Origin of the sequence: Microcoleus sp. POL10_C6 (assembly GCF_036701585.1) — a bacterium.
Classification (GTDB): Bacteria; Cyanobacteriota; Cyanobacteriia; order Cyanobacteriales; family Microcoleaceae; genus Microcoleus.
In genome coordinates this window covers 1-19601 of record NZ_JAUBRB010000003.1, presented here as the reverse complement: position 1 = coordinate 19601, position 19601 = coordinate 1, and the positions used below count along the sequence as shown (strand labels likewise).

The 19601-nt window shown below is 46.0% G+C and carries 20 protein-coding genes; 8 read left to right on the top strand and 12 right to left on the bottom strand.

From position 1 onward, the window contains the following. The first annotated feature begins 17 nt into the window (after positions 1–17). Complete coding sequence (locus QUA34_RS02325) at positions 18–1010, top strand: hypothetical protein (RefSeq protein ID WP_333383806.1); 993 nt, start codon at positions 18–20, stop codon at positions 1008–1010. A 78-nt stretch (positions 1011–1088) separates the two neighbouring features. Here the strand turns inward: QUA34_RS02325 and QUA34_RS02320 are convergent, their stop codons facing one another. Further along, positions 1089–1913, bottom strand: a complete 825-nt coding sequence (locus QUA34_RS02320; protein ID WP_333323299.1) for an NAD-dependent epimerase/dehydratase family protein — start codon at positions 1911–1913, stop codon at positions 1089–1091. A gap of 112 nt (positions 1914–2025) precedes the next feature. On the opposite strand from QUA34_RS02320, the gene QUA34_RS02315 reads away from it, so the two are divergent. Next, a complete protein-coding gene (locus tag QUA34_RS02315; RefSeq protein ID WP_333323300.1) occupies positions 2026–2880 on the top strand; it encodes a DUF1232 domain-containing protein in 855 nt (284 codons plus the stop codon). A 157-nt stretch (positions 2881–3037) separates the two neighbouring features. Here the strand turns inward: QUA34_RS02315 and QUA34_RS02310 are convergent, their stop codons facing one another. After that, positions 3038–3352: a zinc ribbon domain-containing protein gene (locus QUA34_RS02310; RefSeq protein WP_333323301.1), complete on the bottom strand. Its 315-nt coding sequence runs from the start codon at positions 3350–3352 to the stop codon at positions 3038–3040. A gap of 144 nt (positions 3353–3496) precedes the next feature. Next, positions 3497–3649: a hypothetical protein gene (locus QUA34_RS02305; RefSeq protein ID WP_333383803.1), complete on the bottom strand. Its 153-nt coding sequence runs from the start codon at positions 3647–3649 to the stop codon at positions 3497–3499. Positions 3650–3721: 72 nt separating this feature from the next. On the opposite strand from QUA34_RS02305, the gene QUA34_RS02300 reads away from it, so the two are divergent. After that, on the top strand, positions 3722–4303 hold the full coding sequence (locus QUA34_RS02300) for a hypothetical protein (protein WP_333084571.1): 582 nt from the start codon (positions 3722–3724) through the stop codon (positions 4301–4303). A 302-nt stretch (positions 4304–4605) separates the two neighbouring features. Continuing rightward, the gene (locus QUA34_RS02295) at positions 4606–5079 is read left to right on the top strand and encodes a TspO/MBR family protein (protein WP_333323304.1); all 474 of its coding nucleotides are present in this window, start codon (positions 4606–4608) and stop codon (positions 5077–5079) included. A 415-nt stretch (positions 5080–5494) separates the two neighbouring features. Here the strand turns inward: QUA34_RS02295 and QUA34_RS02290 are convergent, their stop codons facing one another. Next, entirely contained in the window at positions 5495–7558 is a 2064-nt protein-coding gene (locus QUA34_RS02290; protein ID WP_333383800.1) for a hypothetical protein, read from the bottom strand. 246 nt (positions 7559–7804) lie between these two features. Further along, on the bottom strand, positions 7805–8704 hold the full coding sequence (gene hslO, locus QUA34_RS02285; RefSeq protein WP_333383798.1) for an Hsp33 family molecular chaperone HslO: 900 nt from the start codon (positions 8702–8704) through the stop codon (positions 7805–7807). Between the two features lie 419 nt (positions 8705–9123). Between hslO and QUA34_RS02280 the strand changes: the two genes are divergently transcribed. Beyond that, the gene (locus QUA34_RS02280; RefSeq protein ID WP_333383796.1) at positions 9124–9777 is read left to right on the top strand and encodes a Crp/Fnr family transcriptional regulator; all 654 of its coding nucleotides are present in this window, start codon (positions 9124–9126) and stop codon (positions 9775–9777) included. Positions 9778–9795: 18 nt separating this feature from the next. Here QUA34_RS02280 and QUA34_RS02275 read toward each other — a convergent pair whose 3' ends face one another. Next, a complete protein-coding gene (locus tag QUA34_RS02275) occupies positions 9796–12165 on the bottom strand; it encodes a CHAT domain-containing tetratricopeptide repeat protein (RefSeq protein ID WP_333383794.1) in 2370 nt (789 codons plus the stop codon). A gap of 170 nt (positions 12166–12335) precedes the next feature. Here QUA34_RS02275 and QUA34_RS30105 point away from each other — a divergent pair, with 170 nt between their 5' ends. After that, positions 12336–12536 carry a hypothetical protein gene (locus QUA34_RS30105; RefSeq protein ID WP_445242787.1) on the top strand — a complete coding sequence of 67 codons (201 nt, stop codon included), beginning with the start codon at positions 12336–12338 and terminating at the stop codon, positions 12534–12536. A gap of 417 nt (positions 12537–12953) precedes the next feature. Here QUA34_RS30105 and QUA34_RS02265 read toward each other — a convergent pair whose 3' ends face one another. Further along, entirely contained in the window at positions 12954–14174 is a 1221-nt protein-coding gene (locus QUA34_RS02265) for an FtsW/RodA/SpoVE family cell cycle protein (protein ID WP_333383792.1), read from the bottom strand. A 36-nt stretch (positions 14175–14210) separates the two neighbouring features. On the opposite strand from QUA34_RS02265, the gene QUA34_RS02260 reads away from it, so the two are divergent. Next, complete coding sequence (locus QUA34_RS02260; RefSeq protein WP_333383791.1) at positions 14211–14633, top strand: EamA family transporter; 423 nt, start codon at positions 14211–14213, stop codon at positions 14631–14633. A gap of 111 nt (positions 14634–14744) precedes the next feature. On the opposite strand, the gene QUA34_RS02255 is transcribed toward QUA34_RS02260, so the two are convergent. From QUA34_RS02255 to QUA34_RS02240, 4 genes are all read right to left on the bottom strand, one after another. Beyond that, positions 14745–14948: a phycobilisome linker polypeptide gene (locus QUA34_RS02255; RefSeq protein WP_006634929.1), complete on the bottom strand. Its 204-nt coding sequence runs from the start codon at positions 14946–14948 to the stop codon at positions 14745–14747. A 322-nt stretch (positions 14949–15270) separates the two neighbouring features. Further along, on the bottom strand, positions 15271–15756 hold the full coding sequence (apcB, locus tag QUA34_RS02250; protein ID WP_006634930.1) for an allophycocyanin subunit beta: 486 nt from the start codon (positions 15754–15756) through the stop codon (positions 15271–15273). Positions 15757–15932: 176 nt separating this feature from the next. Further along, entirely contained in the window at positions 15933–16418 is a 486-nt protein-coding gene (apcA, locus tag QUA34_RS02245) for an allophycocyanin subunit alpha (RefSeq protein WP_333036136.1), read from the bottom strand. A 505-nt stretch (positions 16419–16923) separates the two neighbouring features. Continuing rightward, positions 16924–17073 carry a hypothetical protein gene (locus tag QUA34_RS02240; RefSeq protein WP_333383788.1) on the bottom strand — a complete coding sequence of 50 codons (150 nt, stop codon included), beginning with the start codon at positions 17071–17073 and terminating at the stop codon, positions 16924–16926. A gap of 403 nt (positions 17074–17476) precedes the next feature. Between QUA34_RS02240 and QUA34_RS02235 the strand changes: the two genes are divergently transcribed. Next, the gene (locus QUA34_RS02235; protein WP_333323311.1) at positions 17477–18679 is read left to right on the top strand and encodes a hypothetical protein; all 1203 of its coding nucleotides are present in this window, start codon (positions 17477–17479) and stop codon (positions 18677–18679) included. A 192-nt stretch (positions 18680–18871) separates the two neighbouring features. Here QUA34_RS02235 and QUA34_RS02230 read toward each other — a convergent pair whose 3' ends face one another. Continuing rightward, positions 18872–19456: an endonuclease dU gene (locus tag QUA34_RS02230; RefSeq protein ID WP_333323313.1), complete on the bottom strand. Its 585-nt coding sequence runs from the start codon at positions 19454–19456 to the stop codon at positions 18872–18874. Positions 19457–19601 lie beyond the last annotated feature (145 nt).

Below are 19601 nucleotides of genomic sequence, written 5' to 3'. Positions count from 1 at the left end.
GCCGAGCGGAATATCTCGTGAAAATAGTTGAGTATTATAGTTTAATAATACAACCACTAAAAAACATGAATCAATATCCTATTATCCTCTTGCCCGACCCTGTTATTCAAGCTCTGGATGCAGTTCCATTTACATGGAAATTTAGTGAACCAAAACCTTTACCTCCTAATTATAAGCCCCAACCAATTGATGTATTTTTGTTTTTTTATAAATCTCTCCCCTTAATTATTCCTTTTGCAACTATTTGTCTGATTGCCAGTAGAAATATTATCATTAGTGTCTATATTTCTGTAGGGGGAATTTTTGTTACTGCCTTGAACTTCTGGCAACAACAAGTGTCTTACTTACGAAAACTTAATCAATACAAGCAACAAATGCGCGATTATAAAGATTTGTTAGCAGAATGGCAAAAGCGTGAGATTCAGCATAAACGGCAGATAGCAGAATCCCAAAAGCCTGAAAAAATAAAACAGTATCGCTATCAGATCATTAAAGATATTATCATAAAAACCGTCCCTCCTGAAGGTAGAATTGTCAGTACAAAGTCTCAGTGGCTTGAAAGTAAATTTTATAAGAAATTACAGCAATTATTCCCAGATAAAATTAATAACAATTTAATCATCCAAAAATCCCATTCCTATCAACCTTACTGTATTGAAATTTCTTATTTTGATAAGTTAACAAATTTACGTATTGATATAACAATTGATAAACCTTATCACTATGAAACCGGTGAGCCTAAAAATTACGAAGTGCTTGTCCAAGAAAATCAGCGCCATCAACTCTTTTTAGAAAAAGGATGGATAGTCATTAGATTTGCTGAGGAGCAAGTAGTCTGTTGGCCACAAAGCTGTTGTCGGGTAATAGCCGAAGTAATCAATCAAATAATAGGTACACCAATTCCCGATGAATTGACAACTGTAGAAAATTTACGACCTATCCAGCAATGGAATGAATTTGAAGCACGACAAATGGCACAGGAACGTTATCGAGATAATTATTTAATTTAGCGATCGCCCTTTCTTTATCCGCGTTCATCCGCGTCTATCCGCCTGCATCTGCGGTAAAGAAAAAGAGCGATAGCCAAACTAAAACTCCCTAATCTCAGGATGAACAAATTGATAACCAGCCGCCTTAATCTTTTGATTCGACACCCTAGCATTATAAGGCCGCACGCTAGGGCTTCCATCCCAAGAAACTTTAGGCAAATTATTAGCTTCAAAAATGCGATCGAGCAATTCACCACTGGATAGCGACACATCCCCGACTAAATTGTAAATTCCCTGCAATCGATTTTCCAAAGCAAAGGTTAACCCCCCAACAATATCATCCCGATGCACCCAATTAGTAGCATCTTCCCCCCTACCGGGACGAGTGCTACCAGCCCAGCCTCCAAAGATTTTAACTAATTCTCGCCCAGGCCCATAAATTCCTCCCAAACGGAGAATGCAGACTTGAAGATTGGGGCTAGATGCTGCTAATAAAACCCGTTCTGTTTCTGCGAGAATTTCACCATTTGGATTAGCCGCTGCGACGGGTGATTCTTCATTTACCAATTCACCTTGGCGATCGCCATACACAGAATAAGTACCCGTATAAATTACCTGCTTGATTGTCGGTATCTGCTTTAAAACCGATACTAAAGTTGTCGCAGTATCTAAATAACTTTCCCGATAAGCCTGAGAATTTGGAGCACCCACGCACAGCATAACAGCATCTTGTTCTTGCAATACAGCCGTCATGGCATCTTTGTCACTTCCTTTGAGCACGGCTACCCGCTGCGCGACCCCCTCCAACTCAACTACTCGCGTCGCCGTGGTAGTTGTCGCCGTCACGGTACAATCAGATTTGCCGCGTAAATGTTTGGCTGTCGCAGTCCCCACATAGCCGCAGCCGACGATCGCAACTTTCATAAAAAATTCTCCATTGTGTCATCCTCTCTAAAATTATTGCCGGTTTCTGAAATCATGGCGCGCTGAGTTTTGTGGTAAAATGCAAAGCGTCCTTATCAATCGGAGTAGCATCATGTCCGAAAGAGATATTTTTGCCACATCCTCAGAAAGCGAACTTTTAGCTTTTTATGGTTCTTTGTTTGCGATCGCAGCCGCCGATGGTTCCATTGATATTGATGAACTAGATTTGTTATTTAAAACCATAAATTTAGACAAATTTTCTGACTCTGCAAAGGCTCAAATCCAATCCTACACAGCCAGTCCCCCATCACTCAGCGACTGTTTGCAAACACTCAGCAAGTCAGAAGAAGCGCTGCGTTTGGGAGTCATGTATTTTTTAATTAACATTGTTGGGGCAAATAAGACGCTGCATCCTGCAGAAAGCGAGGCGATCCAATCCGCCAAAAAACTGCTGGCGGTTTCTGACTTGCAAATCCAAGCCATGCAGGAATTTATCGCAGACCTGAAACAAATACGAGAGGCCGCGCCCAATAAAAATCAGGCATCAGCATCCTTCAATTCTGCTGTTTCTCAGCTTAAAAATAAGGGCATTCCTCTCGATTTAATCGACCGAAAAGGAACCACAACCAACCTCAGCAACCCCAAAATTAACTATTCAGATGAAAGTTTTTGGACTAAACTTAAAAACTTTGCTTTAACCGCAGGAAGAGAAGTAGTTGAAAAAGCTTTGATTCTCTACTATACGGCTCAGAACCCAAACGTGCCTGCTTGGGCAAAAGGAGTTGTAGTTGGAGCTTTGACCTATTTTATATCTCCTGTTGATGCCATTCCCGATATATTAGTCGGTGTTGGATTTACAGATGATTTGGGAGTGTTACTGGCGGCAATAGCTACTGTTTCAGTTTACATTAATGCTGATACTAAAGAACAAGCCAAACAAAAAATGAAAGATTGGTTTGGTCAATAATATTATGTCCGGTTGAGCGTTTTGTGGTGTCGGCATCAGACTAATATAATCTGAATAATAAGCTGTTTTTAATAGATCAAATAAAGGACACTGCGCTGCCGTGTCCCTACATAATATCTGTAATTCACTCAACTGAAAACTTGATAATTATGGATTCTCAGTCTTTAATCGGCTTACCATCTCGATTGACAATACGGCTTTCACCATCCTTAGCCGTGACATTTTCATAAACCCCTTCATCCCGCTTCACGTACTTGCTGAAACCCGAATTTTTATAATCGGTGTCGGATGTCGGCTTCATCAACCTCGGAGCGCTCAGCAGTCGGCGTACCGGAGCATCTGGGGGAGTGTCACCGGGCTCGCACTTAGCCAACTCGCACAGTTGGGCCCAAGTCGAAACTTCCAGGTTCATGCTGTGCCAAACTTCTAACTGCTGGTTGTTTTCGGGACACAAATAATCGTATACAGGCATACTAAGAATCTCGTTTGCAACTACTAAAATTACTAATTGCACGGTTATGGAGAATATTATAGCTCAACATTACTAAGAATTCAAGCCCAACAATCAAACTTTACTATTTTTAACGGTTGTTGAAACCATAAATCAGCTATATTATTAACCCTGTGTGCTTGCTCCCGGATGCGATCGAGACAAAGCCCAAAAGTACGCTACCCTGAAATCTTCTGACTCGATCGCACGATCGCACGATCGACGGTTAGCAAATGCCCGCAAGACTTCCCTCAATGCCGTCACAGGATTGATCATCATTTTCAGACTGTACGCCAATCACACATTCTAAGTTTCAATTTTATTTATTTACTCACCAGCGAGGATTTACCGATGAGCGATTTCAAAGTTACGCCAGAAGTAGAGCTGAACACAGCTCAAATGTTGGAGCGATACCAACTGCAAGATGAAACAACTCTGCGGCGTTGGGCAAAACTGCACGGCATCAACAGCACTCGTGGTTTCTTCTATCCCAGTGAAGTAGATTTGATGGATCACGCTCACCACCATCTCTACAATTTGGGAATGAGCATTGCGGATTACCAAAGTCTTTTAGATCGGCGCCGCAGCCATTCCCAGACACCGGGCGACCAAAATAAAACAGTAGCAAGTCAAGTTGCTGACGAAGCATACGATGCCATAGAAACGCTAACCGATCAGTATGCTGAAGCTATTGATTTAATGGGAGAACGTATAGCAGACCATTTCATCGATGAACTCGATTTATCTGTGATGAGGCACCTTTCTAAAAAAGTGCAAGACCGGCGCACTCTCAACGGTCAAACCAAAAAGCCTAACCGTTTTCTCCAAGTGATTAAAGCCGTGTTGCAACCGAGCAGCGAAAATACGCTTCTGGTTCCGAAAAAAGAGGATGACTCTAGTTTAGAATTAGAACAACATCACCGCCTCGGCTAGTAGCCGATTTTTTTGAAAGACTAAGAGACTTTTTGTTCAATTTACTGGTAAATTTTACTAAAAAGCAGACTCGATCCCTCCCCTTGTCAAGGGGAGGAAGCAAGAGTCACATTTTTTATATTATGAAACGGAATAGAAAAAAATAAATTGAGGTTTCCCAGAAGTCTAAATTAGTTGTCAACTGATGTTGGGGTTTCGCAACTGGGCCCAATCTAATATAACTAGGCACAGATTGCGCGATCGCCAAAATCCGAGATAATATCTGCTGAATCGAACCCGTCAACCTCGCCCAAGGTAACAAAATGATTAAATCCTGGATGGTAATTGGAGGAGTCGCCTTTGTAGTAGCTTTAGCTGCTAACATAATCGCGCCCAGCGACATCCAATGGTTCAACCGCTTACAGCGTCCCAGATGGCTAGTATTTGAAAAAGCAATTCCCCTAATTTGGACAGTAATTTTTATTTGTGCAGCTTGGTCAGCAGTGATTGTTTGGGAAAAAGAACCAGGAACTCAGGAGACTTGGCTGAGAATGGGTTTGTACCTGCTTTTAGAAATAGTAACTATGTCTTACACCTCGGTTATGTGCAAAGTTAGGAGCCTAAAAGTCGGCACAATAATCGGCGGAACTGGCGCTATTTTAAGCGTAATGCTAGCTTTAAGTGTCTTGCAAGTTTCGGAGCCGGCCGCCCTGTTATTGCTACCTTACATACTTTGGAGTCCGATCGGCACTTACACCACTTGGGCAATGATGCACCTGAATCCGGCGGATGTTTAATTGATCTAAAATTACAGGTAATTGGTAATTGATCATTGGGAAAAAGGTAATTGCTAAGATGTACCTCACCCAATAGAAAACTGCTATAGCAAGCCTCGTATCAATTGTGAAGTCTTTCTCTTGTCTCTCTTCTCTTCCTTTTCTTCCTACCCTACCCTTCGGGAACCCCTGCGGGGAACGGGAACGGCTTCGCCGAACGCGCCCTTTGCGTCTTCGCGGTTCGTTAAATAGAGATTCTCTGAGTTTTATCGCGTGGTGGGGGTGGCTTTATTTAATTTGTTGGCAATGTGAGGATTATTCGTAAACCCACCCCTAGAAGTTGATTGAGAATGATGGTTGATTTGAGTTAAAACTCAAATCAAGCACTAATTCTCAGACTTTAAACCCCCGCCCAATGTCGGGCAAACCAGTTAACCTAACGATTGCCAGAGCTGGTCGGAGGCTCAATTTCCGGCGGTTCAGGAGGGGGAGATTCAGACTCAGGAGGATTCAGCGACTCCTCCCAAACTTTGATTTGCGATCGAGCTTGCTCAAAAGCCCGAGTCCCCGAGGGAATTTTCTTCAAAGTCGCGATCGCCCCAGCCAGATCCGACGACGACTGTTCCACACCAAGCGCCAAAATCCGCTGGCTCCACTCATCAATCGCCTCACTCGCCTGCCACCGGAGCGAACTCGACTCGGGAACCTGACTTGCCAGCGCAATAGCCGTTTGCAAAGCCTCAGCAGTCCCGGCTCGGGCCGTCTGACGGGCGTTCTGCAAACCTTGCTCGCCCTGAAATTGAGCCTCCCAAGTCCGAATGTTCGATCGAGCTTCCTCATAAAGCACCCGTCCCGATCGAATCCGGCGGGCCATCTCAATTGCCCCCGCCAAATTGCCGCTCGCCGCTAGCTGCTGAGCTCTATCCAAAAACGGCTGGTCAACAAGCCGCTGTCTCCTGTCGATCCAAGCTTGAATTTTGGCTTGAGCTTCCACGTAAAGCGCCCTACCTCTAGCTATCCGAGAAGCTTGAGCAACGGCGGCTTCCAGAGAATTCGGATCCCCCGTACTCGCCAAATCGTTCGCTCTTTGCAAATACGGACTGTCTTCCAGCAGCTCGATTTGACGGCTCAAGCGGCTAATTTGACTGCGAGCTTCCGAAGCGCGGGGATTTGATTCCGGGACTGTTTGCAATTGCGCGATTGCAGCCCTCAAATCATTTACCCCACCCGGCGCCGCCAGCCTGCTTGCCAAATCCAAAACTTTCACATCAGCCATTTCTTGTTGCCAGCGGCCGACTAAATCTTGAGCTTGTTTGTATAAAGGGCGGCCGGACTTCAACTTTTGAGCAATCTCGATCGCCTTGGAGAAACCCTCAACAGAGCCAGTCAAAGCCTGAGAAGTAGCATTCGCCAACTCATTAAAATCCTGTACTTGTTCCCTTAAATTTGCCGACTCTGGAATCTTGTTAGCGATCGCCATCGCCTCCTGCCAATCCCCTGCTTGCAAGCGTTTTTGGGCGATATCCAGAATTTTCTTGCTAAATTCCGCGATCGCCTTATTGGCAGCTTGATACAAATAACTGTTTTGATCAATTCCCTGAGCCAGCTTAATCCCCGTCACCAGATTGTCGAGACCTCCCTCGGAGGCTGTATTCCGGGCTTTTAGCAACTTATTGCCCTCAGCCCGAGTCGTCTGAATTAGCTTAGTCAATTCCTCGTACTTAGCCGATTCCCAGAAAGTATTTCCCAAATCCAAAAGCAGAGTAGCTTGGCTGAAAGCCAGCGGCCACTCTTCCTGACGCAAGTGGTCTTCAGCCGTGCGGTAAATTTTCTCTGCATCGCCCCATATCGACTGCCACTTTTCAATCTGCTTTTCCACCTTCGGGTAAGCGGGAACGTTTTTAGGAACCTTACGAGCAAGCGCAATCGCCTCGTCCAACTTTCCTTCTTGGAAACTAGCATTTCCCAGCTTGAGAATATCCTCCGACCACCGATCGATTTGAGTGTTAATTCTCGGCCGCAGCGGATGGTTTTGTGGCAAAGCATTCACTAATTCGATCGCCCTGAGCAAATCATCCGCCGTCCGCTTGCTTGCTGCTTCTTGAGCGCAAAAAAAGCGATCGTTAGCAGAAGCCGTTGGCCAAAAAATCTTTGAGCAATTGGACTGCGAGGTCAGGTTGAGTAAAGACGCAATTGCCACAAACCCCATACCCACCGATAGCATCAAACTCAGCGCCAGCCAAAACTGCCACTTATTCGACCAGTTCCGCCAAAACGGATTGTGTTCCCCCGGCGGCTGCGAGTTTTCCCCAGACAAATTCGGCGGTAGTTCCAGATGCCCTCCCGGCAGTTTTCCCGAAGTAACCAACTCTCGGAGCTCTTTAAGTCGTTCAGCCCGGTTTTTCCTTGCTGGTAAGCGCACCAGCGACGAAGTATCCTTTGTTGACTCCAAGGATTCTGATGCAGACCAACGGCCTGGTATTTTGCGATCTTGACTCATATCCTCACCACAAACAGCAACCAGCCAGCGTTAGTTATTTAAAAACTGCGAGCGCTGCTATCAACTGCTCTATAAAATGTATTCATCACTTTTACATACTCCCGTCGGCCCCAGACTGCAAGAGCCGATCGCCAAACCGCCAAAATCAAAATTTTGTGATTAGGTAATTGATAATGCGTAATTGGCAATTGGTCAAGGCCATCATCCCTAACTCGCACTCAATAGAGCCAATTACACATTATCGTCTCAAGAACCGGAGTTTGAGCGCAAATCGCCGATCAGTTCCGCAAGTTGGTCGCTATTAGCTTGGTAAACCTCATTGCAGAAATGGCACGTAGCCTCAGCCCCCCCATCTTTTTCAATCATGTCTTGCAATTCGGCTTCGCCCAACATTTTCAAAGCTCCCAAAACTCGATCGAACGAACAGCCACAGTCAAAGCGCACCATCTGAGTTTCCGGGAAAATTTCCAGGCCCATATCTCCCAGTAACTCTTCGAGAATCTGGTGCAGCGTTTTGCCTGATCGCAGCAGCGGCGTAAAGCCCGACAATTCAGCAACTCTAGATTCTAAAGTTTGCACCAATTTTTCGTCCGTTGCCGCCTTGGGCAGAACCTGCAACAGCACACCCCCAGACGCTTCTACCCCGCCCGCCCCCACAAACACCCCCAAAACCAGAGCCGAAGGCGTTTGCTCCGAGGTTGCCAAATAGTGAGTCAGATCGTCGCCAATTTCGCCGGAAACCAATTCCACCGTACTTGAATAAGGGAAGCCATATCCAACGTCCCGCACCACGTACAAATAACCGTCACCTATTGCCCCGCCGACATCGAGTTTGCCTTTAGCATTGGGCGGCAATTCCACTCCGGGATTGTCCACATAACCTCGAACTGTTCCATCAAGTCCCGCATCCACCAGAAGCCCGCCCAGTGGCCCATCTCCTTTGATGCGAATATTGACTCTCGATTCGGGCCGCTTCATGCTGGAGGCGAGTAACAGCCCTGCCGACATTGTGCGACCGAGGGCGGCTGTAGCCACGTAGGAGAGCTTGTGCCGCTGTCTTGCTTCTTCGGTGAGGCGGGTGGAAATGACGCCTACAGCGCGAATTCCGCCCTCTGCGGCTGTAGCGCGAATTAATTGATCGGCCATGAAAAACCTTACTTTGTCTTTTGATACCTTCTTGAACTATTTTAGAAGTTCTTGAAGGTTGTGGCAGCAGATAGCAGCACTTGACTCAGCGGGCCTGGGAGTGCGATCGACCTTCAGAACTCGCCTCTGTTTTCTATAAAACCTTGATTTACCGACTCTTTATTAACAAATATTCGGCGGATTTTTTAACTTAAATATTTATTTGCAAAAGCCCGAATAACGAGTACATTTATTTTCTTTAAGCCAGCGGCTCGTCAGTCATTATTTTATAACAACTAACAACTAATGACTAACAACTAATGACTAATGACTAAAACTTATCTTGCCGCTAACCAGACGATTACCAAACCTTTACCTTTGCCGGTTAGAGTCAGAGGCGTAGGTCTCAGACCAATGTTTTTTAGCTGGAAATAACGGATATGCCACCAACATCCAAAGCACTTTTAGCGGAAGTCCAGCATAACACAGGAGCGAGTCGAAACTTGCATTTTTATGCTAAGGGCGAAACCATTCCTATGATGTCGCAAGGTCTTTGGCGAGTCTGTCAAGGTCTAGCACAACTGAGTACGCTTTATCCAACCGGGGAAGAAGGACTTTTGGGTTGGGTTGGGCCTTCGATGTGCTTCGGTTTGTGGTTGACAAGCTTGCAGACTTACCGAGCTACGGCGACATCAGATATTTATTTGATGTGGTATTCTATGGTGGAAATCGAAGCTTCTCCTCAATTGGCTCACGAGTTGCTGCCTCAAATGGTACGGCGACTGCGGCAAATGGAAGCAATTTTAGCGATCGCCGGACAGCGGCGAGTAGATGACCGTTTGTATCAGCTACTGCTATTATTGCAACAGGAATTTGGTCAGCCTGTGGTTGAGGGAACTCGTTTGAATATCCGCTTGACACATCAAGATATTGCTAATGCGATTTGCACGACGCGGGTAACAGTAACTCGAATGCTGGGAAAATTGCAGCAGCAAGGGTTAATCAGTCGAGATGGCGATCGGCATTTAATTCTTAACAAAGATGTTTTTGCGTCCACATCGGATTTGTTTGGCTGCAACCCTCAAGCAGTGTAGCAAGCGCCGAAAAAAATCTTATTCTGCTTCGCCAATCAGCGTAAACGCTGCCCAATCTTGCGGATTTGGGTGCATCTTCATTGTCATCAGCATTGCTTGCCGTAAAGCTTCAGCTTTATTCGGGTTTTTCTGTAACTGGCGATAGAATTCTGCCATTAATTCCGCTGTCTGCTCATCCGGCACTAACCACAGAGAAACGATAATACTGGAAACACCAGCACTAATGAAAGCACGAGATAACCCAAGCACACCATCACCTGTGAGTTTTCCTCTGCCAGTATTGCAAGCACTTAATACCACTAATTCTGCATTTAATTTTAAATCCAAGATTTCACTGGAAGTCAGCAATCCGTCATCATTTCCTGATGGAGCCAGGGCGATCGCTCCCGGTAAATCTCGCCTCTTCACTTCATTGAGTAATCCGTGAGTTGCCAGATGAATAATCCGGGCTTTTAGCATCTGTTGAACAATCGATGCTTTAGTGGCTTGAGAGCCTGTAATCGGTTTAGTATTCAGAAGTTGGGCAATTGTAATTGCTTCCTGTTCACTGCCCGGTAAGGCAGCTAATTGGCGCGGCGGTGTGCCAATTTTGGGCATAATTGGATTGCCTACAACTAAGTTATTCTGGAGAGAAAGTTGTCGGACTTTTTGCCGTGATTGGCGGGTGAACTGCAAAATTTGCAGGGCGGGAGCGGTGAGGATAGTATGTTTTTCAATCAGATATTGACCTGTCGGATCTTGTAAGGCGACAAAGGGAACTAAAAACAGGGATTTATGGGGAATGAAGATGACAGGAGCATTCGGGTCAGTAGGTAAAAGATCGGCAATGGGTTGAATCAGTAGTTGATAACTTTGCTGTAATTTGGGGTAGATTATCCGAGAATTAGCAGTGGTAGAAGCAGGGGGATTAGCTGTTTGTTTATTGGCAGTGTCCCCCGCCGATACACCCAGAGCCTCGCGAGTGCCGCGAATCATCTCAGCGATGGCGGTATCTCGATCATTTAATCCTCTCGTCCCCAGAGCAGCAGATACTCTTGCCCCTTCGCTGGCTTCGGGTAGATTGATGTTAAGAGATTTCAGGTCAACTGAGCGAAAGGTAATTTCACCAGTCGGCTTGATGACCCAAATATAAAGGGCTTGATTCCCAATAGTTGAATACTCGACGAGGGTAGCGTTTTGCTGTTTAGCAATTTGTTGAATTTGCTGGATATTGGGCGGGTTGATAGTAGTTTGGACAGATACAGATGGGGAAAGGCGAGATGCCAATAACTCCACAAAAGCTCGGGCTCTACCCCGTTCGGCAATTTCTAAAGCGTCATTAGTTTTTTTCTGGGCAATGAGGACTTGTTGTAAATTGACGTAGGGGTTAGTTTGCGTTTCAAATATTGACACTTTATTGGCATCGTCTAATCCAGCACGGAGAGATTCGGAAACTTTAATACTATCAAGTAGGGTTTTCTCTGCTGCTGGGAGATTGCCAGAGTTGGCGAGAGCCAATCCTAGATTGTTGAGAGCCGTCCCCTCGCTTTCGCGGTCTTGAATTTCTCGGGCGATCGCCAAGTCCTGCTGTTGGTACTCGATCGCTTTGGCGTAGTTGCCCTGGGAAAGGTAAGCATTTCCCAGACTTCCCAGAGCTTTCCCCTCGCTTTGGCGGTCTTTAATTTCTCGCGCGATCGCCAACTGCTGCTGAGCGTACTCGATGGCTTTGGCGTAGTCGCCGAGGGAATGGTAAGCATTTCCCAGATTTCCCAGAGCCCCCCCCTCGCTTTGGCGGTCTTTAATTTCTCGCGCGATCGCCAATAACTGCTGAGTGTACTCGATGGCTTTGGCGTAGTCGCCGAGGGAATGGTAAGCATTTCCCAGATTTCCCAGAGCTTTCCCCTGGCTTTGGCGGTCTTTAATTTCTCGGGCGATCGCCAACCACTGCTGTTGGTACTCGATCGCTTTGGCGTAGTCGCCGAGGGAAAGGTAAGCACTTCCCAGATTTCCCAGAGCTTTCCCCTGGCTTTGGCGGTCTTTAATTTCTCGGGCGATCGCCAACAACTGCTGAGCGTACTCGATGGCTTTGGCGTAGTCGCCGAGGGAATCGTAAGCAATTCCCAGATTTCCCAGAGCTTTCCCTTCACCTTGGCGGTTTTTAATTTCTCGATAAATTATTAGTGCCTGTTGCCAAGACTGCAATGCAGCTTGAAATTGACTAATCTGATGCTGCTGAATCCCTTGGTTTAACAGTCGGTCTGCTTCGGCTTTCCGCTGAGCTTGAGTTTGAGCCAAGGCCTGAGAATTGATGATTTTAAATTGAGAGTTAGGGATAAACCGAAACTCACCTACAGTCAGCGCCGCTAAGATTGAGATCAGTGCCGACAATCCAATTTTTTGCAGTTTCATAACTTTTGAGAGGCCTCTGGTTTGAATATCCGCTTGACATATCAAAATATTGCTAATGCGATTTGCACGACGCGGTTCTGTTGACTGTTGACTGTTGACTGTTGGCTGTTGACTGTTGACTGTTGACCGCAAGATAGCGACATCTACCTGGAAGGAAGAGGATTGGAGTAATGAATAGTCTTTTTTTTATTTCTCCCGATCGCAGTTCCGGCTTTAAACCAATTCTTTCTGGTAACAGTAACGCGAATGCTGGGAAAATTGCAGCCGCAAGGGTTAATCAATCGAGATCGCCATCTCGGCATTTAATTCTTAACAAAGGTGTTTTTGCGTCCGCCTCCGATTTGTTTGGCTGCAACCCTCCAGCAGTATAGCAAGCGACCGCCATTTGCATTTACATAATGCTGTCTAATATTAAAGCCAAAATCGAATTGCATCAGAATTGTCTGTCTTGATTTTCCTCCCCCTATCTACAGCAACACATTTGTAGCCGGAAAAGATATAATTAAGCGCTGCATCTATTTAGGGAAAAACTCAATGGCTAACTCTACTCAAGAAACACCGCAACCAGACAAAAAAGAATTAACTGACATCACAGCTCAACCTCAAGAACAACAAGAAGAACCGCCCAATAAGGGTGACGGGCGGAAATAGTCGATCGCCCGGAATGAAAGGGCCGCAGAAGGTAAAGAAACCGGGTTTTTTGACTCTTATGGAAGGTTTTAAGCAAATATTTTGGTTAAAAAACCCGGTTTCTAGCTACCCGCGCGTCAAAGAAATAACTTGACAAATTATTCAGTTTGTGTAGTGCCGTTGTTCGATCGTAACTTCGGTTTTTCCGGCTTCCCTCTGCGTCCATCCAAAGAAACCACATCAGCCTCAGAACTCTCCCTCGCCACCCGAATCAGCAAACCCGACAACAACAAACTCGCCAACATCGAAGAACCCCCGTAACTAAAAAACGGCAGCGGCAAACCCGTAGTCGGCAAAACCCCCGTCGCCACCCCAATATTCAGCAGCGACTGTCCCACCATCACCACCATCACCCCAATCGCCACCAACTGACTCTCACTATTTCGAGCCTTCATCGCTACCCTCAAAGCCACAGTAGAGTAAGCCGCTAACATCAGTAACAGCGAGAAACCTCCCACCAAACCAAACTCCTCAGCAAACACAGCAAAAATAAAATCGCTGTACTGAATCGGCAAATAAAATAATTTTTGCTGCGACATCCCCAAACCCACACCCCAAATGCCCCCAGAACCCACAGCCAGGAGACTTTGAATCAACTGATAGCCGTCTTGCATCGGGTCAGCCCAAGGATTGAGGAAAGACATAATCCGGCGGCGCTGATATTCCCTCAAACTAATACTTAAAACCGCCAAAAGCATTCCCCCCATAGCCGTGGCGCCCAACTGCAAGTAAGGCAAGCCAGCCGCTAAAGCCACCAACCACAAAGTCATCCCGCACAAAGCCGTGGTACTTAAATTCGGCTGCAACAAAATTCCCAACAGCATTGCACCGAAAATTAACAGCCAAGTTAAGCGAACTTTATTTGTCAACCGGGACCAGTTGCCGAAAATCCGGGCGCTTTGGAGAACAAAAAACGGCTTAATCAACTCCGAAGGTTGAATAATCGGAACCGGGCCCAGAGATATCCAGCGAGTCGCCCCGTTGATTGTGGTTCCCACCCCCGGAACCAAGGTCAGCCACAGTAATCCCAGCAGCAACAAAACGCCTAACTGAGATGTTTTCATGATGTAGCGCAGTGGGGAGTACACCATCAAGTTAAAGCCGGCCAGCCCGATCGCCACTGCGACTAGCTGTCGTTTAAAATAATAAAGCCCGTCTCCAAATTCATAATTTGCAATGGGATAGGAAGCCGAAAACAATGCGGTCAGGCCTACAAACAGCCACAGAAAAGTCAGCCACCTCAGCCACCGGGCCTCAGCGGCCCATTGAGACGCGCTGGGGTCAAAAAATGGAATGAAACGTCGAATGTCATTAGCCATAGGATTTTAGAATGATCTCAATAAACTCTAACAAAGATGGCTAAAGTACCAGATTGGTTAATTTACGCATTAATCTGTTCGCTATTATATGGTTTGTGGGGATTTTTTGGCAATTTAGCGACTAAATATATTGACTATAAAACTGCTTTTGTTTATGAAGCTATTGGCGCTATTTTAACTACTTTATTTATTATTTTCCACACTAATAATTTTAGTTTTGAGGGGGATCTTAGGGGAATTTTGTTTGCCATGTTAGTTGGCGTTTGTGGTACGGTGGCATCATTAGTATTTTTTATAGCCCTTGGTAAAGGTGAAGTTGCCAATGTAGTGAGTGTTACGTCTATCTACCCGCTGATTACTATATTATTATCGTCTTTATTCTTGAAAGAGGCTATTACATTACCACAAATGCTTGCTGTTTTGTTAGCGATAATCGCAGTTATACTTTCGGCTTATTGAAATATTTGTCAATGATTAGATTAACAACCCTGGACATTCTTCCTTCTACTATAACAACAAAAAAGAGGTCGATCGCGACCTCTTACCCCTCTACTAATCCAGCTTCGGCTCTTAAAGTAAACCTGTATTAGCACCGGGCTTACCGGTAGCCAGTTGCACTTTAATAATTCTGCCGCCCATTTTCATAATTCTTTGCTGTTCCCGGAACCAGTTGTCGTAAGGAACGAGCTTAGTAAAATAGGTATTTTGCAATTCGCGCTGAGTGCGGATGCGAGTTTGACTTGGGACGCAAGCAGTCACCTTAAACATTCTCATGGGAAACTAACTCCTGAGTAGGTTTACAGATTATTAGATGGATTTTTTAAAGATTGAAGGCAGGGAGTTAGGAGTCAAAACTAGCTCGTTAAAACTCACCGGGCTTTCTCGACAAGCCTTTGACGGTCTAGCAATCACTCTCAACTTCCCTGACCTCTTTTGAAAGCCAAAGGTAACAAGTCCAAAGTAAAAAGTAAAAAGTTAAAAGAGGTAAGAAATAAATCTTCTTCCTTCTTCCGACTTCCATCGGACTGAAATCTGTTACATCCGTTACAGAATCCGTTGCCGAACTTCCTTCTTCCTTCTTCCTTCTTCCTGAGTCTTAGCTCAAGCCAGAGCAGATGTAGTCGAAATAGACGCCCATTTCTTTACCAGCGTCAGAACCGACCAAACCGGCGGTGACTTCTTTCATTGCTTGGATTGCTTGCACGGTAGAACCGATGGGCACGCCCAAGGAGTTGTAGGTTTCTTTCAAACCGTTGAGCACGCGCTCATCGAGGATGGAAGGGTCGCCAGCTAGCATAGCGTAGGTGGCATAGCGGAGGTAGTAGTCCAAGTCGCGGATGCAAGCTGCATAACGACGAGTGGTGTACATATTGCCGCCGGGACGAGTTACATCAGAGTACAACAGAGACTTAGCAACTGCTTCTTTGACGATTGTGGCTGCATTAGCGCTGATGGCTGTAGCGGCGCGGACGCGCAGTTCGCCAGAAGCAAAGTAGTTCTTGAGCTTGTCTAGAGCGCTGATGTCCAGGTACTTACCTTGAACGTCAGAGGAATTGATAACGGCGGTAATTGCGTCTTGCATGGTTGTCTTGTTTCCTAGAAAGTGGCTGAGTCAGTCCAATTTTGGAGCTAGAATTTGGAATTTGGGATGTGGGATTTGAGATTTTTAACTGGCTGGTTATTTGCAAAAGCTTTTAACTTGTTGCCGGCAACCCCCAATTTTTCAATCTAAAATCGAAAACCTAAAATCAAAATTCCTTACTGCATCGCACCGATAACGTAGTCGAAGTAAGAGGAAGCTTCGGAAGCATCTTCTCCAGACAGCAGCGAGCTTGCTGCATTTTTCATAGCGCGAACGCCTTCGGCGACGGCTTCAATCGGGGTGCCGAGAGATTTGTACATTTCGCGGACGCCGACAATACCGATTTCTTCGATCGGAGTAATGTCGCCAGCTACGATTCCGTAGGTAATCAAACGCAGGTAGTAGTCCATGTCGCGCAAGCAAGTTGCGGTCATTTCTTCGCCGTAAGCGTTGCCGCCGGGAGAAACAATATCAGGGCGCTTTTGGAAAAGTTGGTCGCCTGCTTGCTTGACGATGCGTTCGCGGGATTCGCTCAAAATTTGGGCGATGCGGACGCGGCGTTCACCAGAGGTGACGAAGCTTTTGATCCGATCTAATTCACCTGGGCTCAAGTAGCGAGCTTCGGCGTCTGCGTTGACGATTGATTTGGTGACGATACTCATCTTGTGTGTACCCGCTGGATATTTTGCTATATGAACTGCTCTGCGCTGAGCTAGCGAAAGCGGGCGCTTGTGTCCCGTATCTTTCCTGCTCAGGCAGGAGCTTTGACGGGGAAGGCTGGACTTTCCACACTCAGCAACTGTTGAAGTTGTTGGCGGTTGACTGCCTTCGGTGCTTAACGGCGCTTGTTCTTCACGCCGGTGCGGTTGTGAGTGCTCGCACTAAGCCTGTCGCTTACAATACCATAAATGACTGATGCGATCTTTAATTTATGATAAAGATTGCAGCAGGCCACTTAGTGGCGATCGAGTGACTGTCGGGCAGTTAGTAAGGATATTGCTTCTCTGACACAACTACCTCTCGCAAGTATTTTGAGGCATTATGTTCACATTCTGAGTGTTACTGTAATAGTTTGTAACATTCCTTTTCATATTGGGGCCCTCGCTGGGGTCTTCTCCGTTAAAATTTCACAGTTAAAAAATTTCTAAAATTATCGGGCAGCAAGGGTTACAGGCGATCGAGCATTGAGCGGGAATTGTGACGGGCGACGGCGCGAGGGTCAAAGACTTCTCCCTGAGAGGGAGACAAGCGGGAGATGGGGGGAGACAGGCGGGAGACAGGCGGGGAGAGGTGCGATCGTCTCACATCTTGCACCATTCTGAATAAGTCTTGGACGGGCGGAATCTCTTACCCATTGGTGTGCACTTAAGGTAAAACCGATAGTCCGTCAGGGGTTGAAACCCCTGCCTCAAAGCGAAAGTCCTCTCAAAGAGGACTAAGGAATGATTCAGTCCTCTTTGAGAGGACTTTTGCTACTAGACAGGGAATGAATTCCCTGGTGGACTGCTGGGTCAGCGGGAGGACTGGCGGACTAAAAGCTTAAGTTGACACCAATGGTTCCTGCCCAACCTCTACTACTCATAAGAAAACTCAACTCTTTGTGTTTGTGGAACAGGCATCTTGCCTGTTCTCGATCGCGATGCCAGATAATAAGATCATCGGAAATCCTAAGTTTCGAGCTTGTAGCTAGATTTGACTCTCACTTTAAATCTGGTGCGCCGTGAAAAGAAATCTATCAGCCATTAAAAAAGCTTTACAGTTTGGGATTAGCGGTGCTGTCGGCGGTTTCGTCGGCAATCTCATCACCGAACCTTTCATGCAGGGTCTCACTGGTTCGGAATCTGTTTTTGACAGTGTATTTTCTACCGCTCGCTGGTTTGGATTGGTAGGCGGTGGCATTGCTACTGCTATTATGTTCGGCTATTATTACTATATCAAAGGCAAACCTCAAATTAAACAGGCTTTAAAAAATGGCGGCTTGTTTGGTTTAATAGCAGGAGCGATTTCTGGGGCGATCGCAGAAGGTATTTACAGCGGAATTGGCGACGGAAACAACGAATTATTACGAGTAATTTGCTGGGGAATAGCTGGCAGTTTGTTAGGACTGGGACTTGCACAGCGGATTCCTAATTTGGGAGCGCTTCGCGGCACTGGAGGCGGCGGTGTTGGAGGAGTTTTGGGCGGCTGTTTGTTTATTCTGTTTGCTTACAATTTATCGGGTACAGCAGGCCGCTTAGCTGGCTGTGCTGCGATCGGTTTTTGGATTGGAATTATGCTAGTTGTAGCTGAAACTTTGTTCAACAAAGCTTGGCTGGTAATTAGTTACGATACCGGAGCAAATCGCACTCTCACTCTGGGTTCGGAACCAGTGACTTTTGGCAGTGATGAAAATTTGTCTATTATCTGCATTCCTAATGTTTCACCCTTGGCAATGCGGTTTCAATTAGAAGCAGGTCAAATTGTTTGCGAGAATGTTGATAGCGGGGCGGTGAGTTATTTGCGATCGGGCGACCAAAAGAAAATCGGCAACTGTACAATTACAGTAGGAAACTCTGACTTGCCAGCCCCAACACCAGCAAATATTCCGCCTACCTTTATATCAGATCAGCCCGCAGTAAATTCTTTTACCAGCAGGCAATTTTCTCTGAAATTAGGCAGTCGAGTTATTCCTCTGAGTGCGGGAACTCAACTATTCACCTCTGACATACCGAGTTTAACAGCCGCAGCATCTAACGGTCTTGTAGCTATAGTCACTTCTCGATCGAGAAACGAGCTTTCATTAGGATTGACCAATTTGTGCGATCGCGCTTGGTGGGCTACCGACATTCAAGGTGATATAAAAATGGTAGAACCTGAAAGTACCCTGACTTTGGCGTTGGGAACTCAAATCGAATTTGGTGAATTAGAGGGCGAGATTGTCTAAGTAAGAGACTAGAAACTGAGATATTGCACCATTGTCAATAAGTCTGTCATGGGCGGGCAGGATGCCCACCCCACAAGAAAATTTACTCTTTGTGGAACGGGCATCTTGCCCGTTCTTAACGGGTTCTCCGGGGCACCAATCAGAAAAGTTAGTCTGTGTGGAATGGGCATCTTGCCCGTTCTTAACAATAATTCAAGCAGAACTGCTGCTAACTCCATTAATTACCGCCGCACCAATCAAATGAGCTAAACGCAAAGCTTCAGGAACTTTTCCAGTGTCTGTCAAACGCTGAAGCACCAGCGCAATTACTTCCGGTTTTTCGCCACAAACTTGAAAAAAGAAAGGTTCAAAAGCGTGAATTTTACCAGCGCGGCGCAACAATTCTAAACGATATTCCGAGTCGGGTAAATGACCGAGGGCTTTTTCAACAGCAGCTAAATCTGGTTGGCGACGCATGACAGCAACGCAAGGAATTTGCAGCCGCGATGCTAACTGGGGAAGGTCAATAATATTGAAGCCACCGAAAGCAATTCCGTCTAGCAAAACCAGATGCAATTGCGGCAAAAATTTGCCTCCGATGAGTAGCCCAGAAATGGCATCCGTGGCATCTAATCCGTCGGGGAGGACTTGTCCCCACACCATTCCTTCAAATCGAGTTCCCCCGCAGACTATGCCCGCGATCGACACCAGACTGCCGCTTGTACGAGAAAACGGAGCGTCGTCAAAGCCAATAACCTTAATTGTGCGATCGAGCCTGAGCAAATCTACCAGTTTCAACTTGTGGAGTTCCCTAAACTAAAGTTTTTGAGATTAGGTTGTGTTTTACATAGTATCATATACGTTAAATCAATACTCCGGACAGTTTTTAAAGAGGAATGCGATCGCAATAAAATAGAGAAGTGAAAAAAGTGAGTGCAATCTC

Bases quoted from the DNA above. Each gene is read 5' to 3' on its own strand.
- QUA34_RS02320 (WP_333323299.1), bottom strand. From the start codon at position 1,913: ATGAAAGTTGCGATCGTCGGCTGCGGCTATGTGGGGACTGCGACAGCC.
- QUA34_RS02265 (WP_333383792.1), bottom strand. From the start codon at position 14,174: ATGGCTAATGACATTCGACGTTTCATTCCATTTTTTGACCCCAGCGCG.
- QUA34_RS02255 (WP_006634929.1), bottom strand. From the start codon at position 14,948: ATGAGAATGTTTAAGGTGACTGCTTGCGTCCCAAGTCAAACTCGCATC.
- hslO (WP_333383798.1), bottom strand. From the start codon at position 8,704: ATGGCCGATCAATTAATTCGCGCTACAGCCGCAGAGGGCGGAATTCGC.
- QUA34_RS02315 (WP_333323300.1), top strand. From the start codon at position 2,026: ATGTCCGAAAGAGATATTTTTGCCACATCCTCAGAAAGCGAACTTTTA.
- QUA34_RS30105 (WP_445242787.1), top strand. From the start codon at position 12,336: ATGAATAGTCTTTTTTTTATTTCTCCCGATCGCAGTTCCGGCTTTAAA.
- QUA34_RS02290 (WP_333383800.1), bottom strand. From the start codon at position 7,558: ATGAGTCAAGATCGCAAAATACCAGGCCGTTGGTCTGCATCAGAATCC.
- QUA34_RS02310 (WP_333323301.1), bottom strand. From the start codon at position 3,352: ATGCCTGTATACGATTATTTGTGTCCCGAAAACAACCAGCAGTTAGAA.
- QUA34_RS02260 (WP_333383791.1), top strand. From the start codon at position 14,211: ATGGCTAAAGTACCAGATTGGTTAATTTACGCATTAATCTGTTCGCTA.
- QUA34_RS02300 (WP_333084571.1), top strand. From the start codon at position 3,722: ATGAGCGATTTCAAAGTTACGCCAGAAGTAGAGCTGAACACAGCTCAA.
- QUA34_RS02305 (WP_333383803.1), bottom strand. From the start codon at position 3,649: ATGATGATCAATCCTGTGACGGCATTGAGGGAAGTCTTGCGGGCATTT.
- apcA (WP_333036136.1), bottom strand. From the start codon at position 16,418: ATGAGTATCGTCACCAAATCAATCGTCAACGCAGACGCCGAAGCTCGC.
- QUA34_RS02295 (WP_333323304.1), top strand. From the start codon at position 4,606: ATGATTAAATCCTGGATGGTAATTGGAGGAGTCGCCTTTGTAGTAGCT.
- QUA34_RS02240 (WP_333383788.1), bottom strand. From the start codon at position 17,073: ATGGTGCAAGATGTGAGACGATCGCACCTCTCCCCGCCTGTCTCCCGC.
- apcB (WP_006634930.1), bottom strand. From the start codon at position 15,756: ATGCAAGACGCAATTACCGCCGTTATCAATTCCTCTGACGTTCAAGGT.
- QUA34_RS02275 (WP_333383794.1), bottom strand. From the start codon at position 12,165: ATGAAACTGCAAAAAATTGGATTGTCGGCACTGATCTCAATCTTAGCG.
- QUA34_RS02280 (WP_333383796.1), top strand. From the start codon at position 9,124: ATGCCACCAACATCCAAAGCACTTTTAGCGGAAGTCCAGCATAACACA.